This window comes from Pseudomonas sp. GW823-FHT02E01 (genome assembly GCF_058797535.1).
Map to the genome: position 1 here is coordinate 24,138 of NZ_JBXAJS010000003.1, position 13,938 is coordinate 38,075.

At 62.3% G+C, this 13,938-nt stretch carries 13 protein-coding genes; 7 read left to right on the forward strand and 6 right to left on the reverse strand.

Annotation, left to right across the window (positions count from 1 at the left end; translation table 11 throughout):
- Positions 1–172 precede the first annotated feature (172 nt).
- The 3 genes from AC1RDQ_RS07445 (at position 173) to nahK (ending at position 5,238) form a co-directional block, all read left to right on the forward strand.
- Complete coding sequence (locus tag AC1RDQ_RS07445) at positions 173–1,357, forward strand: porin (RefSeq protein ID WP_057715207.1); 1,185 nt, start codon at positions 173–175, stop codon at positions 1,355–1,357.
- A gap of 154 nt (positions 1,358–1,511) precedes the next feature.
- On the forward strand, positions 1,512–2,675 hold the full coding sequence (nosP, locus tag AC1RDQ_RS07450) for a nitric oxide-sensing protein NosP (RefSeq protein ID WP_090454961.1): 1,164 nt from the start codon (positions 1,512–1,514) through the stop codon (positions 2,673–2,675).
- Positions 2,644–5,238, forward strand: a complete 2,595-nt coding sequence (nahK, locus tag AC1RDQ_RS07455) for a hybrid sensor histidine kinase/response regulator NahK/ErcS' (RefSeq protein ID WP_340316405.1) — start codon at positions 2,644–2,646, stop codon at positions 5,236–5,238. Before nosP ends, nahK begins: the two co-directional genes overlap by 32 nt.
- 108 nt (positions 5,239–5,346) lie before the next feature.
- Here nahK and AC1RDQ_RS07460 read toward each other — a convergent pair whose 3' ends face one another.
- From AC1RDQ_RS07460 to AC1RDQ_RS07485, 6 genes are all read right to left on the reverse strand, one after another.
- Positions 5,347–6,012 carry a response regulator transcription factor gene (locus tag AC1RDQ_RS07460; protein WP_057715204.1) on the reverse strand — a complete coding sequence of 222 codons (666 nt, stop codon included), beginning with the start codon at positions 6,010–6,012 and terminating at the stop codon, positions 5,347–5,349.
- A gap of 56 nt (positions 6,013–6,068) precedes the next feature.
- Positions 6,069–6,626: a PQQ-dependent catabolism-associated CXXCW motif protein gene (locus AC1RDQ_RS07465; RefSeq protein WP_057715203.1), complete on the reverse strand. Its 558-nt coding sequence runs from the start codon at positions 6,624–6,626 to the stop codon at positions 6,069–6,071.
- 225 nt (positions 6,627–6,851) lie between these two features.
- A complete protein-coding gene (locus AC1RDQ_RS07470) occupies positions 6,852–7,643 on the reverse strand; it encodes an ABC transporter permease (protein WP_154860162.1) in 792 nt (263 codons plus the stop codon).
- Positions 7,640–8,371, reverse strand: coding sequence for an ABC transporter ATP-binding protein (locus tag AC1RDQ_RS07475; protein WP_492586867.1), 732 nt, complete (start codon positions 8,369–8,371; stop codon positions 7,640–7,642). Before AC1RDQ_RS07475 ends, AC1RDQ_RS07470 begins: the two co-directional genes overlap by 4 nt.
- Entirely contained in the window at positions 8,368–9,327 is a 960-nt protein-coding gene (locus AC1RDQ_RS07480; protein WP_090454965.1) for a YVTN family beta-propeller repeat protein, read from the reverse strand. The genes AC1RDQ_RS07475 and AC1RDQ_RS07480 overlap by 4 nt, the downstream gene beginning before the upstream one ends.
- 30 nt (positions 9,328–9,357) lie before the next feature.
- Entirely contained in the window at positions 9,358–10,542 is a 1,185-nt protein-coding gene (locus AC1RDQ_RS07485) for an ABC transporter substrate-binding protein (RefSeq protein ID WP_492586868.1), read from the reverse strand.
- Between the two features lie 210 nt (positions 10,543–10,752).
- Here AC1RDQ_RS07485 and pedF point away from each other — a divergent pair, with 210 nt between their 5' ends.
- Genes pedF through AC1RDQ_RS07505 form a run of 4 tightly spaced genes read left to right on the forward strand, consistent with a single transcriptional unit; the run spans position 10,753 to position 13,820 of the window.
- Positions 10,753–11,214 (forward strand): cytochrome c-550 PedF, encoded by a 462-nt coding sequence (gene pedF / locus AC1RDQ_RS07490; RefSeq protein ID WP_057715198.1) that lies wholly within the window; start codon positions 10,753–10,755, stop codon positions 11,212–11,214.
- 3 nt (positions 11,215–11,217) lie between these two features.
- Positions 11,218–12,093 carry a substrate-binding periplasmic protein gene (locus AC1RDQ_RS07495; RefSeq protein ID WP_154860158.1) on the forward strand — a complete coding sequence of 292 codons (876 nt, stop codon included), beginning with the start codon at positions 11,218–11,220 and terminating at the stop codon, positions 12,091–12,093.
- Positions 12,094–12,103: 10 nt separating this feature from the next.
- Positions 12,104–12,865 (forward strand): quinoprotein dehydrogenase-associated SoxYZ-like carrier, encoded by a 762-nt coding sequence (locus AC1RDQ_RS07500; protein WP_102671471.1) that lies wholly within the window; start codon positions 12,104–12,106, stop codon positions 12,863–12,865.
- A 16-nt stretch (positions 12,866–12,881) separates the two neighbouring features.
- Complete coding sequence (locus AC1RDQ_RS07505) at positions 12,882–13,820, forward strand: quinoprotein relay system zinc metallohydrolase 1 (protein ID WP_492586869.1); 939 nt, start codon at positions 12,882–12,884, stop codon at positions 13,818–13,820.
- Positions 13,821–13,938: the final 118 nt, after the last annotated feature.

Sequence of the window (13,938 nt, forward strand, 5' to 3'; positions counted from 1 at the left end):
GGCCTACACCCTTAGTGGCGAGCCTCACTGACACGCGGTCTTACACCGTAGTGGTCACACACCGCCAGCCAATCCAAAGCACCTGAAAACCAGCCCCAAGGCAGCGTATGGCGCCGCCCGTCAGGTTTCGATAATCGCCTCCGACACTCAGTCCCCCGTTTCGGAGCGCGCCATGCACAACAATAAGAACGTCACGCATCGTTTTCTGCCTGCCTTCATCGCCAGCCTGTCCGCCCTTGGCCTGAGCCCGCTGGCCGAGGCGGATATCATGCTGTACGACAAGGACCAGACCACGTTCTCCACCGACGGCTACATCAACGCCTTCTACGTGAACAGCGATGTCGATCGCGCCGGCGATCAGTTCGACCGTCGACAGTCGCGGGTCAAGATGGGGTTCCTGCCCAACTACCTGGGGTTCAACATGGGCAAGCAGGTAGACGACCTCAAGCTCGGCGCCCGTGCCTCGTTCTGGGTCACCATCAACGACAGCGAAACCAACGGCACCGACACCGCCATCGATGTGCGGCAGTTCTTCGGCACCGTGGCCAACCCGGAGTGGGGCGAGGTGCTGATCGGCAAGGACTTCGGGCTGTTCGCCCGTTCCAACATCCTGCTCGACGAAATGCTCGCCGGTTACGGTCAGGTCAGCGATACGTTGGGGCTGGTGGATGGCGGCGGGGTGTCGTTCGGCAACATCGGCACCGGTTATCCGTATCCGTTCCCGACCTCGCAGATAACCTATCGCACCCCGGTGATGGACGGTCTGCGCGTGGCGGTCGGCATCATGGACCCGGTGGACACCAATGACAGCAGCCCGACGGGCAAGGCCTATCAGGAAAACCCGCGTACCGAGAGCGAAGTCACCTATCAATTCGACCTGGCTGGGGCAAAGATCTACAGCTGGGTCAACGGCAGCTACCAGACCTCGGACAACACTGATTCCACGGTCGAGACCGTCACCTCCAAGGGTGTCGGTTATGGCGTGCAGGCGAAGATGGGCGGTTTGTCCCTCACCGGCTCCGGTTTCCAGGCCAAGGGCATCAACCCGTTTTTCACCAACAATGCCGGCGAGCCGACCCTGCGCAATGTCGACAGCGACGGCTACCTGATGCAGGGCTCCTACAAACTGGGCAAGAACCGCCTGGCCTTGTCCTATGGCAAGACCAATGACGATGGCAACGGCGTGGTCGGCAGCGGCGCGGACTACGAGACCCGCGGCATCGCGTTGTTCCATGACGTGAACGACAACCTCAAGCTGGTGGCCGAGTACAACCAGTTCGAAATCAATGGCCACGACACCGACGAGCAGAACGAAGACACCGATACCTTTGCCGTAGGTGCGGTGCTGACCTGGTAACCCCGGGAGGTGGCCCTGGCCGTGCGCATCGCGGCGAGGGTCGCCAACCGTCTCATCCCATCGAAGCGGCTACCCGCTACCCAAGTAGCATTCGTCGCACCTCACAGACTTCGTACACTCGTGCCTCATACACACGCACCTGCCGGAGGTGACGATGCAGTCGGTCCAGAACGAAGGAATCGTCAGTGCGATGTCCCAGGCCACCGATGCCCGGCAGGTCGCGCAGGAACTGGCACGACAGTTGTTGCACCCGCACCTGGGGTTCGTGCTGTTCTTCTGTTCCGCCGAGTACGACTTGCAGGCGCTGGGGCAGGCCTTGCAGCAAAGCTTCGGCGGCATTCGCCTGGCGGGCTGCACCAGCGCCGGGGAAATCACCCCGCTGGGTTACGGACGCAATTGCGTGACGGCGGTGGGTTTCGATCATCGGCACTTTTCCATCGCGATCGAGCTGATCGACCAGATGGAGCACTTCAGCCTGATCGACGCCCAGCAAATGGTCGAGCGTCTGGTCAGTGGCTGTCGCAGCAACACCCTGGCCCCGATCAAGGGCAACAGCTTTGCCCTGACCTTGCTCGATGGCCTGTCCAGCCGTGAAGAAATGGTCCTGGCGGCCTTGAGCGCGGCATTGGGCGACATTCCGCATTTCGGCGGCTCGGCCGGCGACGATAACTACCTGACCCATACCCATGTGTACTTCGATGGCGAGTTCCACAGCGGCGCGGCCGTGGTGGTGCTGGTCAATACCTGGCTGGATTTCGAAGTGTTCACCACCCACCACGTGCTGCCCCGCGCCGAAAAGCTGGTGGTCACCGGGGCCGACAGCACTTTGCGCCGGGTCTTCGAACTCAATGCCGAGCCGGCCGCCGCCGAGTACGCCCGGCACATCGGCGTGCCGGTGGCGCAACTCGATCACCGGGTCTTCGCCGCGCACCCGTTGGCAGTGCGGATCAACCAGCAGTACTACGTGCGGGCCATCCAGCAGGTGCATCCGGACCTGAGCCTGAGTTTCTACTGCGCCGTGGAAAACGGCATCGTCCTCACCGCCATGACTCCGGGGCCGATGCTGCCGAACCTGCAGAGCCTGTTCGAGGGTTTGCAGGAGCGCCTGGGTGATTTGCTGCTGACCATCGGTTGCGACTGTTTCCTGCGGCGTCTGGAACTCGAAGACGACGGCAGTCTTGATCAGATCGGCACGTTTTTGCGTGAGCAACGGGTGATGGGTTTCAACACCTACGGAGAACAGTTCAATGGCATGCACATCAACCAGACCTTCACCGGCGTTGCCATTGCCCGTGGCCGCGCCCCAGGACATCGCTGAGCTGCAGGCCGAGCTGGCCAGGCTGCGCCTGGAAAACCATAAACTGCAGCGCATCAATGGTGCGCTGATCGAACGGGTCGAGTCCGGGGTGACCCGCGGCAACGATCCGTACGCGGCATTCCAGCATTCGGTGGTGCTGGCCGAGCAGGTGCGCGAACGCACCGATGCCCTGAACCAGGCCATGGCCGAACTCAAGGCCGGTAATCATTTGCTCAGCGAAGCCCGCCTGCGCGCGGAAACGGCGCATCAACACCTGATCGATGCCATTGAAAGCATTTCCGACGCCTTCGTCCTGTTCGACGCCGAGCAGCGCATCGTGCTGTTCAACAGCCGGTTCAAGGCGTTCTGGAGCAACAGCCGGGTGCGAATCAATGCCGGCATGCGCCTGACCGAGGTCAAGCGGCTGATGATGAACAACGGCCTGTTCACCGAAGAGCCACGCGGGCATGCCGACGAAAACCTGCTTTACCGCCTGCAGAACGGGCGCTGGCTGCAAGTCAGCGAGCGGCCGACCCAGGAAGGGGGGCGGGTGATTCTGTTCACCGACATTACCGACGTCAAACTCAGCGAAACCGTACGCCGGGAGCAGGCGGTGGCGCAGAAGTCGCATCTGCTTCAACGGGCGGTCGACAACCTGTCCCAAGGGGTGGCGATGGTCAGCGCCGAGGGCATTCTGGAGTTGTGGAACCGGCGTTTCCTGGAGTTGAGCGGCCTGGCGCCCGTGGCGGCCCATCGCCCGTTTGCCGAAGTAATCGCCGACAGCGAGTTGAACCTGCTGACCCCGGCCAGTCGCGATGGCAACGGACGACCGGTACGCGAATGCGAACAGCGCCTGTACGATGGCCGGGTCCTGGAAATCCGCACCCATGCATTGCCCGCCGGCGGTTTCGTCAACACCTTCACCGACATTACCGAACGCTACCAGCACGCCGAGGCGCTGAGTGAAAGCGAACACTGGATTCGCCTGATCACCGATCACGTACCTGCATTGATTGCCTACCTCAATGCCGATCTGGTCTACGAGTTCACCAACAAGGTCTACGAAGAATGGTACTGCTGGCCCCGCGGCGTGATGCTCGGCCAGAGCCTGCGCGAAGTGCACAGCGAACAGCATTACCAGCGGCTGGAGTCCTACGTGGCCAGGGCGCTGGCGGGCGAGAGCGTGACGTTCGAATTCGCCGAAACCAACGTCAACAACCAGGAGCGCTACATGCTGCGCTCCTATGTGCCCAACCGTCTGGCCAGTGGCGAGGTGGTGGGGATTTTCGTGCTGATCCGCGACATTACCGAACGCCGGCGCACCGCCGAGGCGTTGCACCAGGCTTATCAGAACCTTGAGCTGCGGGTACGCGAGCGCACGGCGGAATTGACTACCCTCAATGACCAACTGCTGCGCGAGATCGATGAGCGTCGCCTGGTCGAGTCACGCTTGCGCGAGGCCAAGCAGGAAGCCGAGCAGGCCAACCTGTCGAAGACCAAGTTCCTCGCCGCCGTCAGCCATGACCTGCTGCAACCGTTGAATGCCGCTCGGCTGTTTACCAGTGCCTTGCTGGAGCGGCGCGAGCCGATGTCCAGCGAAGTTCTGGTGCGCAACGTGAGCAATTCCCTGGAAGACGTGGAGAACCTGCTCGGCACCCTGGTGGATATTTCCAAGCTCGATGCGGGGGTGATCAAAGCCGACATTGCGCCGTTCGCCCTCAGTGAACTGCTGGACAACCTGGCCGCCGAATACACCCAGGTGGCGCGCAGTGAAGGCCTGCAACTGCACTTCATCGGCTGTTCGGCGCTGGTGCGCAGTGACATCCAGCTGCTCGCCCGGATTCTGCGCAACCTGCTGAGCAATGCGATCCGCTATACCTACAGTGGTCGCGTGGTGCTCGGTTGCCGGCGGCATCATCAGTGCCTGACGATCGAAGTCTGGGACAGCGGCATGGGCATTGCCGAGCATCGCCTGGAGGAGATTTTCCAGGAGTTCAAGCGCGGTGATGTGCAGCGACCCGATCAGGATCGCGGCCTGGGCCTGGGCCTGGCGATTGTCGAGAAGATTGCCGGCATCCTCGGGCATCGCATCCATGTGCGCTCATGGCCGGGACGGGGTTCGATGTTCTCGGTCGAAGTACCGTTGAGCGCCACCGCGCCGAAACCGCCGCCGACGTTGCAGATGAGCGAGCCGATGCTTGAGCGCCTGCGCGGTGCGCGGATATGGGTGCTGGACAATGACGCGACCATCTGTGCCGGCATGCGCACCTTGCTGGAGGGGTGGGGGTGTCGGGTGGTGACGGCGCTGTCGGAGGAGGACCTGGCGCGGCAAGTGGACAATTACCACGCCGAGGCGGACCTGCTGATTGCCGATTACCATCTGGACAACGATCGCAACGGTGTCGACGCCGTGGCCCGGATCAATGCCCGGCGCGCGTCACCGGTCCCGGCGATGATGATCACGGCCAACTACAGCAATGAACTCAAGCAGCAGATCCGCGAACTGGGCCACACCCTGATGCACAAGCCGGTGCGGCCGATGAAACTGAAGACGGCGATGAGTCATTTGCTCGGCAGGCCTTGAGATCCCGGCGTTTTTGCCACCGCTATCGCGAGCAAGCTCGCTCCCACAGGGACAGCATCGTACCTGTGGGAACGAGCTTGCTCGCGATGAGAGCGACGCGGTCTTGACTCAACGCCGCAGATAAGACCCGAAATCAATATCCCCGGCACTCAGGATCGCCTGCACCCGGTTGTGCACGTTGAGCTTGCGCAGGATCGCGGAGACATGGGCCTTGACCGTGGTCTCGGCGATTTCCAGGGTGTAGGCGATCTGCTTGTTCGATTCGCCCTTGGTCATGCGTTCCAGTACCTGCAGTTGTTTGCGGGTCAGGGCCTGGAGCAGTTCGGGCGGGAAGCCCGGGGTGTCGTTCATCCGCCGGTGGGTGCTGCTTTTGGCGGTGCGGATGATGTCCGGGGGCAGGTAGACATTGCCATTGAGAATCTGCTGGATGGCATCGGTCATCTGGGTACGGGGTGAGGACTTGGTGATGAAACCCACCGCACCGTAGGTGATGGCTTGCAGCACGATCTGTTTGTCCTGCTCGGCGGAGACAATCACCACCGGAATGGTCGGCGCTTCGTTACGCAGGTTGATCAGACCATTGAGCCCGTGCATGCCGGGCATGTTCAGGTCGAGCAGGATCAGGTCCAGGTCGTCGTGTTCCTGGGTCAGCGCCAGGGCGCTGTCCAGGTCGGCGGTTTCCATCACTTCGGTGCCGGCAAAACCGTCGCTGATGACGTTGTGAATGGCTTCGCGAAACAGCGGGTGATCGTCGGCAATCAGGATTTTGTACATGGCCTTTCACCTCATTATTTTGATTATGGTGTGGCAACTACACGCACGCGTAAAGCTCAGGGAAAGGGTTCGGGGCTGGCTGGCGAAACCGGCAGATTGGCCGCTTGCCAGGCGTCCAGGCCATCGCGATACCAATACAGAGTCTTATAGCCCATGGTGGCTGCGCGTTTGACTGCATTCCAGCTCAACCAGCAGTCGGAGCGGCAGTAGAAGACCAGCGGTCGCGTCGGGTCGCCGCCAGTCAGTGATTTCAGGTTGCGGGAAAAGTAATCCTGCCAGGCGGGCGTCAGGTCACCGTCGCCGGTATTGGCTAGCCAATGGCTGCCGGGCAGGTTTTCATGGGGCTGGTCTTCGATGAACTGCCCTTGCAGCCACTGACGGCGGTAGACGTCGATCAGCACCGGGCGCGGGGTTTGGCCGAGCAGGGTTTGCAGGGCGGGGGTGTCGATGATGGTTGCGCCTTGCAGTTGTTCCGGCGTCGGGCTGCGGTACAGGCCGATGCGATAGCCGTCGGTGGAGAACAGCGCCGTGTCGGCCTGCGCGGTGCTCAGCAGCAGGCCCAGCGACAGGGCGGCGAGAGTAGGGCGCAACAGGCAACGTCGGGCTCGCGGCATGGTTTCAGTCCTTATAGTTATGGACCTATTACATGCCAGTCGGGGGGCGTTGGGAATGCGACGATAGACAGGAAAACCAGTACTAAAGTAGTAATTTCACGCTGTTCAATGAAGATCCCCCTGTGGGAGCGGGCTTGCTCGCGAAAGCGTTGTGTCAGTCGACTTATTTATTGAATTTGCCGCCGCCTTCGCGAGCAAGCCCGCTCCCACAGTTGACCTGTGTAGTCAGTTGGTTTTGCGCAAGGCCGCATGCTGCGGGTTGAAGGTCAGCACGGCGAGCAGCGCGAACAGCAGCGTCAAACCCGCACACACCGCCAGCGCCAGCGGATTGAAGCGTTCATACAGGGCGAAACGCACCAGTTCCACCGCATGGGTAAAGGGATTCACCGCGCACAGCCAATACAGCCACTGGCTGGCCTCGCGCATCTTCCACAGCGGATACAGCGCCGATGACAGGAAAAACAGCGGGAAGATCACGAAGTTCATCACCCCGGCAAAGTTCTCCAGCTGGCGGATCGCGTTCGACAGCAACAGGCCCAGTGCGCTGAGCATCAACGCCACCAGCAACAGGACCGGCAACGCCAGCAACAGGCCCATGGCCGGTGGCCGCACGCCGTAGACCCAGGCAATCGCCAGGAACGCATACACCTGCAACAACGAAATCAGCGACGTGGCCAGCAGTTTGCTGCACAGCAGAAAGGTTCGGGGCAGGGGGCTGGTCAACAGCACGCGCATGCTGCCCATCTCGCGGTCGTAGACCATCGACAGTGACCCCTGCATGCCATTGAACAGCAGGATCATGCAGGCCAGCCCGGGAATGATGTAGACCTCGTACGGTATGTAGGTATCGTAGGGCTCGATGATCGCGATCCCCAGCGCCGCGCGAAAGCCGGCGGCGAACACCAGCAACCACAGCAGCGGCCGCACCAGGGCGCTCAGAAATCGGGTGCGTTGCAGCACAAAGCGCAGCCATTCGCGCAGCACGATACCGCGCAAGCATTGCCAGTAAGCGTTCATTGGACAACCCCTGATGTCGTAAGGCGAGTGAAGGCCGAGCCGAGATCACCGCCGTGCTCCAGGCTCAGGGCATCGGCCTGACCACTGGCCACCAACCGACCTTGATGCAGGATCAACAAGTCATCGCTGGGCTGTACTTCATCGAGCAGGTGGGTGGTCCAGAGCACGCTGATGTGCTCGTCGCGACACAGGCTGCGGATGTGCTGGTTGAGCGCCAGGCGACTCGCCGGGTCGAGGCCGGCACTGGCTTCATCGAGCAGCAGCAGGCGCGGCTCATGCAACAGGGCGCGGGCAATTTCCACCCGGCGACGATGGCCGCCATTGAGTTCGCGCACCCGTTCGCGGCGACGGTCGGTCAGGGCCTGACGGGCCAGTTCGGCGTCGACCCGAAGGTCGGTCTGACGCCGGGACAGGCCATGCAATGCCGAGTGATAACGCAGGTTCTGCTCGACGCTGAGGTCCAGGTCCAGGGTGCTTTGCTGGAACACCACGCCCAATTGCCTGAGTGCCGGGCGTGCCGCGCTGCGCAATGAACAGTCACCGACGCGGATCTCGCCTTGCTGCAGATCATAGAGCCGGGTCAGCAGGGCAATCAGGGTCGACTTGCCGGCGCCGTTGGGCCCCAGCAGCGCGGCGAAACGCCCGGGTTCCAGGCTGAAACTCACCTTGCGCAAGGCCTCCCGGGAGCCGTAGGCAAAGCTCAGGTCGCTGACTTCAAGGGCGTTCATGGCGTCACCACCACGCCCCAGGGATAGCGCCCGACCTTCACCGATTTGCTGACCTTGAGGCTGTCGACATCGATCACCGAGACATCGCCGCTGACGCCGTTGGTGGCCAGCAGTTGCTTCTGATCCGGGGTGAACGCCATCTGCCAGACCCGTCGACCCACCAGCAGGTAATCGAGAATCTCGAAAGTCTTGGCATCGATCACCGCCACATGATTGGCCGGGCCCAGTGCGACGAAACCGTACTTGCCATCGGCGCTGAGCTTGATGCCGACCGGCTGGACCTTGTCCGGGTGCACGCCCTTGATCTGGAAGTTAAGGGTCTTGAGCACGGTGCGGCTGGCCACATCGAGAATGGTCACGGTGCCGCCGATTTCCGCCGAGGCCCAGAGCTTCGCGCCATCGGGGGAGAACTCGACGAAGCGCGGGCGCTGGTCCACCAGGGTGCTGTCGGCCAGGGTCTGGGTGCTGGTGTCGATCCAGTGCAGCATGTTGGTGGTTTCGCTGGTGTTGACCGCCCACTTGCCGTCGGGGCTGACGGCCATACCCTCGGGCTCGACGCCGACGTTGATCTGGCCGAGTACCTTGGAGGTCTCCGTGTCGATCACCGTGACCAGCGCATCGTCTTCGTTGGAGACATACAACCAGCGATTGTTCGGGTGCAGGGCGAATTGTTCAGGGTCTTTGCCCGAGGGCAATTCCTTGATGATCTTGCGCGTGGCCACGTCCATCACCTGGACCCGGTCCGAGTCACTGGCGCAGATGTACAGCAGCTTGTTGTCATGGGACAGCAGCAGACCGCGGGGGCGCTGGCCGACGGGCAGGGTGTCGGTGACTTGCAGGGTCTGCATGTCGATCAGGCTCAGGTTGTTGTCCTTTTCGTTGGAGACCCAGGCAGTGCTGGCAACGGCATTGCCAGCGGCGAGCAGCAAGGTGCAAGAGAGCAGGGTGCGGCGCATGGCGGATTCCTTATTGTTGTGATGTTCGGATCAGGGAAAGCGGCAGCTGACCTCGGGCTTGTCGTAACCCAGGCTGTCCATCTCGTTGAACGGGTGCAAAAAACCGTCCTGGGGTGAGGTGCTGACCAGCGCCCGGGGCTGGACAATGGGAATCGGCTGGCGCAACTGGCCGTTCCACGACCGGTAGCTGAGCTTGCGACCCTTGAAACCGTCGAGCGGCAACTGATCGCTGATTTCAAGCGTACGGATCGCCATTGGCTCGGCCTGGCGCAGTTTGCTCACGGCGCTGGCGATACTGCGCACGGCCATCCATGCCGCGAAATCGCGGTCATTCATCCAGCGTCCGGTCAGGGCTTCAAAGCGTTTTTGCAACTGCGCGGCGCCGTAGGTTTCCACGGTCTTGTGCCAGCCCACCGGGGTCAGGCCCTGGGTGCCGGCGACCGGGCGCGGGTACCAGGTCTGGTAGGGCACGTATTCACCGAAGTCGCCGCGTTCATCGGCCACCAGCACCACGTCGTACTCGGCGGTCTGGGTGAACAGCGGCATGTCGGCCTGGGCGCTGCGGCGTTGGTCGTTATCAAAGCTCCAGGGTTTTTCCGCCACCAGTTGCAAGCCGAAGCGCTTGGCGGCGCGGCGCAGGGCGGCGGCATAGGCTTGATCGTCCGGGGTCGGGCCGACAATCAGCAGCGCCCGCTGCCATTTGCGCAACACCAGAAACTGCGCCAGCGCATCGGCGAGCATCGCCCGGCTCGGCAAGGTGTGCAGCACGTTCGGCAGACAATCGCTGGAGCGCAGGTTGTCGTCGGGGCTGCCGGCGTTGAACAGTAGGCTATCGGGCAGTGCCGCGCTCAATTGGCGCAGGCTGGTCGCGGGGGCATTCACCACAAACAGGCGCAAGCCCTGTTCATGCTGCACCTTTGCCGCTTCGAGCAAGGCCTCGGGACTGTCGACACTGGCGCTGACCAGGCTGTAGCCGTGGTTGAGAAAACGCCCGGTGCTGTTGCTGTCGGTGATCGCCAGTTCGGCACCGCGCAGCCCGGCATCGGTGGGCTCGGGGATGACGTTCGACAGCAACGGGCCGGCGTCGGGGCGATAACCCAGGTAGCCGATCCGCACCTGCAAGGGCGCATCGGCGGCCTGACTCTGGGTGGCCAGGCCGGCGGCGCAGGCAATCGCCAGCAGGTAGATCAGGGCGTAAGGGATTAGCTGGCGCATAGGGCACTCCATTACAGGTAGCGCCAGCATAGGAAGCCCGCGAAGCTGAGGAAATATGCAGAAAGTACCGGTGGTGTCCATCCAGCGCCTTACTACCAAGGGACTAGGTAGCGACCACCAAAGCAGCATGGGGGCTGTGCGCAGGGCTTTCTAAGATGGCTGCCATAGCCTCTGCCAAGAGGTTTTGCGTGCAATCCAGAGGGCATAACAATGACAACAAAACGCAACGCCTTGCTCGTGACCGGGCTATTGGCCAGTTTGATCAGTGCAGGCTCCGTCTGGGCCCACGGCAATGTGGTGCCACAGGCTGTCGCCACCCAGGGCTTGACCCCGATCAAGGACGCCGGGGTGCAGCTCGATGCCGATGGCTGGGCCGCGGTGAACCCGTATCGCACCGCCCCGGAACATGACAAGGCAGTGGAAATCGGCGCCTCGGCCTATACCCAGAACTGCGCGGCCTGTCATGGCCTGGAAGCCAAGTCCGGTGGTATCGCCCCCGACTTGCGCATGCTCGATGTCGGCGAGGCGGGCGATGAATGGTTCGCCGAACGGGTGCGCCATGGCGCGGTGCGCGACGGTCGAGTGTACATGCCGAAGATGGCCGACTACCTGAGCCAGGAAGCCCTGTGGGCGGTGCGTACCTATCTGGACACTGTGCGCGTCGAGGAGTGACCCATGCGCCTGCTCGCGGTGTTGATCAGCGCTCTGTGGCTGTGCTGCCAGGCGGCGCAGGCGCAGGTTCGCAACTACGACGAAATGATCGCCGCCGGGGAGCTGAAGGTGGCGGTCTACAAGGACTTCGCCCCCTACAGTTTCGAAAGTGCCGGAAAGCCCCAGGGAGTCGATGTCGAACTCGCCGAGGCCTTGGCCAAGGCACTCGGTGTGCGCCTGTCGCTGATCTGGGCACCGGCCGGGGAAAAACTCGATGACGACCTGCGCGACTACATCTGGCGTGCCAGTGCCTTGCACAACCAGCAACTGGCCGACCTGATGATGCGCGTGCCCTACGACCGTGACTACGCGCAGAAGCGCAACGAGTTCGGCGAACTGGTCAACGGCCAAGTGGTGATGTTCGGTCCGTACCAGAACGAGCAATGGCAGGTGGCCTATGACCGCCGAAGGCTGGATAAGGTCGCCAGCGTCGCGGTGTTCGAGCATCACCCGATTGGTGTCGAAGTCGACAGCGTGCCCTCGTTCTACCTGACCTCGGTGTTCAACGGCATGCTCGCTGGCAAGACCCATCACTATTCGGGCGTACCCCAGGCGTTTGCCGCGATGAAGGCCGGTGAGGTCGACGCGGTGATGGCCATGCGCGGCGAAATCGACTGGCAAGTGCACGAAGCGGCCGACCCACAGGTGGCGCTGGCAGAAAATGCCTACCCGAACATGGGCAAGCAGCTATGGGAAATCGGCATGGCGGTGCACGAAAGCAACCGTCAACTGGCCTATGCCGTGGAAGAGGCGTTGGAAGCGCTGATCCGCGACGGTTCGGTGAAGACCATCTACGGCCATTACGGCCTGCGTTACGACGTGCCGGAGATGTATCAATAAGGAGCAGGCGATGAAATGGCGAGGGAGTTGTCTGTTGGCCTGCTGGTTGAGCCTGGCGGCACAGGCTGGCGCTATCGATCCCGGCAAGGATCCGGTGCCATCGGTGATGTGGGCCTTCTACCATCAGCAGTTTCTGGGCAATGCGCCGTTCGTTTTCGATGAGCGGGTCAAGCTGCTGGCGCCGCCGTTTGCCGAAGATGCCCGGCAGGTGCCGCTGGAAATCGATGCCCGGGCGTTCAATGGCGAGGTGGTGAAAATCCTCGCCTGGGCAGAGCTGAATCCGTTGCCGAAAATCGTCGACTTCCAGCCGCTGAACTCGGTTTTGCCGTGGCTGTCTTTGCGCATTCGCATCGAACAGGCGACGCCCTTGCGCGCGGCGGTGTTGACCCGCGACGGCGTGTGGCATGTCGGCTCGACCCTGATTGACGCCGCGGGTGGCGGTTGCACCGCCCCGAGCGTGGTGCGGACTCAACCGGGCTGGGAGGAGCGCATCGGCGAAGTGCTCGGCGGGCGTTATCCCCGGGACGGGTTCAGCCGTTTGCGTATGCAGGTGGCCCATCCCATGGACAACGGCATGGTCAGCGGCATTCCGGAATTCTTCATCAACCATGCCGAACTGCGCGACCGCAACGAGCAAGTGCTGGCCCGGCTGGAGCTGTTCCCCGCGGTCAGCGAAAACCCCAACCTGGCCTTCGACATCGAAGGGGCAGGGCAAACGCGCCTGCTGCTACGGGACAACAGCGGCAATGAGTTCGATGCGTCGATCCCCTGACCCTAAGGAGCGTGGCATGCGCTGGATCCTGTTGATGGTGTTAAGCGTCAGTCCGCCGGCCCTGGCCGATCTCGAGTACTCGCTCAAGCCCCGGCGGATCGCCCAGGACACCTGGTTACTGGAAGGCAGCACCGATAATTTCGCCAAGGCCAACGGCGGCAACATCGTCAACACCGCGTTTATCGTCACTGAACGCGGTGTGGTGGTGATCGACACCGGGCCGTCCAGGCGTTACGGCGAAGCGATGCGCAAGGCCATTGCCGCCACCACCGACAAGCCGGTGATCGAGGTCTTGCTGACCCATCACCACCCGGACCATGTGCTGGGTAATCAAGCCTTCACCGACGTGCCAATCGGCGCCTTGGCCGGCACCAGCGAGCTGTTGCACCAGCAAGGCGATGCCATGGCGGAGAATATGTACCGGATGGTCGGCGACTGGATGCGTGGCACCGAAGTGGTGCTGGCGACTCAGACGCTGACACCCGGCGTGAAAAGTTTTGGGAATCACGATTTGCGCTTGCTGAGCCTGGGTGGGCATACGGGCGCGGATCTGGCTATTCTCGACCAGCAAACCGGTGTGCTGTTTGCCGGGGACCTGGTGTTTTATCAGCGGGCGCTGACAACGCCCAACAGTCCAGGGCTGTCGGTGTGGCTGGCGGACATCGCGACCCTGCAAGGCTTGCCCTGGACACAGGTCGTACCGGGCCATGGGCCGGTGTCGAGCGATCCACAACCCTTCGAGCAAATGCGCGATTACCTGACCTGGCTCGATCAGCTCATGCGCGACGGCGCGGCCAATGGCAGTGATATGGCCGAGATGATCCGCAGCCCCATCCCCGAACGCTTCGCCGGGATCAACCTGAACCGTTATGAACTGATCCGCAGCGTCAGTCATCTGTACCCGCGTTACGAGCGAGGGCAGATGACCCGGGTGGACTCCGCCGCAAATAACTGACCCACCCTGATCTAATGTGGGAGCGGGCTTGCTCGCGAAAGCGGAGTGTCAGTCGACATAAAAGGTGACTGACACGGCCCCTTCGCGAGCAAGCCCGCTCCCACAGGGGATCTATGTA

Bases quoted from the DNA above. Each gene is read 5' to 3' on its own strand.
- AC1RDQ_RS07445 (WP_057715207.1), top strand. From the start codon at position 173: ATGCACAACAATAAGAACGTCACGCATCGTTTTCTGCCTGCCTTCATC.
- nosP (WP_090454961.1), top strand. From the start codon at position 1,512: ATGCAGTCGGTCCAGAACGAAGGAATCGTCAGTGCGATGTCCCAGGCC.
- AC1RDQ_RS07460 (WP_057715204.1), bottom strand. From the start codon at position 6,012: ATGTACAAAATCCTGATTGCCGACGATCACCCGCTGTTTCGCGAAGCC.
- AC1RDQ_RS07465 (WP_057715203.1), bottom strand. From the start codon at position 6,626: ATGCCGCGAGCCCGACGTTGCCTGTTGCGCCCTACTCTCGCCGCCCTG.
- AC1RDQ_RS07470 (WP_154860162.1), bottom strand. From the start codon at position 7,643: ATGAACGCTTACTGGCAATGCTTGCGCGGTATCGTGCTGCGCGAATGG.
- AC1RDQ_RS07475 (WP_492586867.1), bottom strand. From the start codon at position 8,371: ATGAACGCCCTTGAAGTCAGCGACCTGAGCTTTGCCTACGGCTCCCGG.
- AC1RDQ_RS07480 (WP_090454965.1), bottom strand. From the start codon at position 9,327: ATGCGCCGCACCCTGCTCTCTTGCACCTTGCTGCTCGCCGCTGGCAAT.
- AC1RDQ_RS07485 (WP_492586868.1), bottom strand. From the start codon at position 10,542: ATGCGCCAGCTAATCCCTTACGCCCTGATCTACCTGCTGGCGATTGCC.
- pedF (WP_057715198.1), top strand. From the start codon at position 10,753: ATGACAACAAAACGCAACGCCTTGCTCGTGACCGGGCTATTGGCCAGT.
- AC1RDQ_RS07495 (WP_154860158.1), top strand. From the start codon at position 11,218: ATGCGCCTGCTCGCGGTGTTGATCAGCGCTCTGTGGCTGTGCTGCCAG.
- AC1RDQ_RS07500 (WP_102671471.1), top strand. From the start codon at position 12,104: ATGAAATGGCGAGGGAGTTGTCTGTTGGCCTGCTGGTTGAGCCTGGCG.
- AC1RDQ_RS07505 (WP_492586869.1), top strand. From the start codon at position 12,882: ATGCGCTGGATCCTGTTGATGGTGTTAAGCGTCAGTCCGCCGGCCCTG.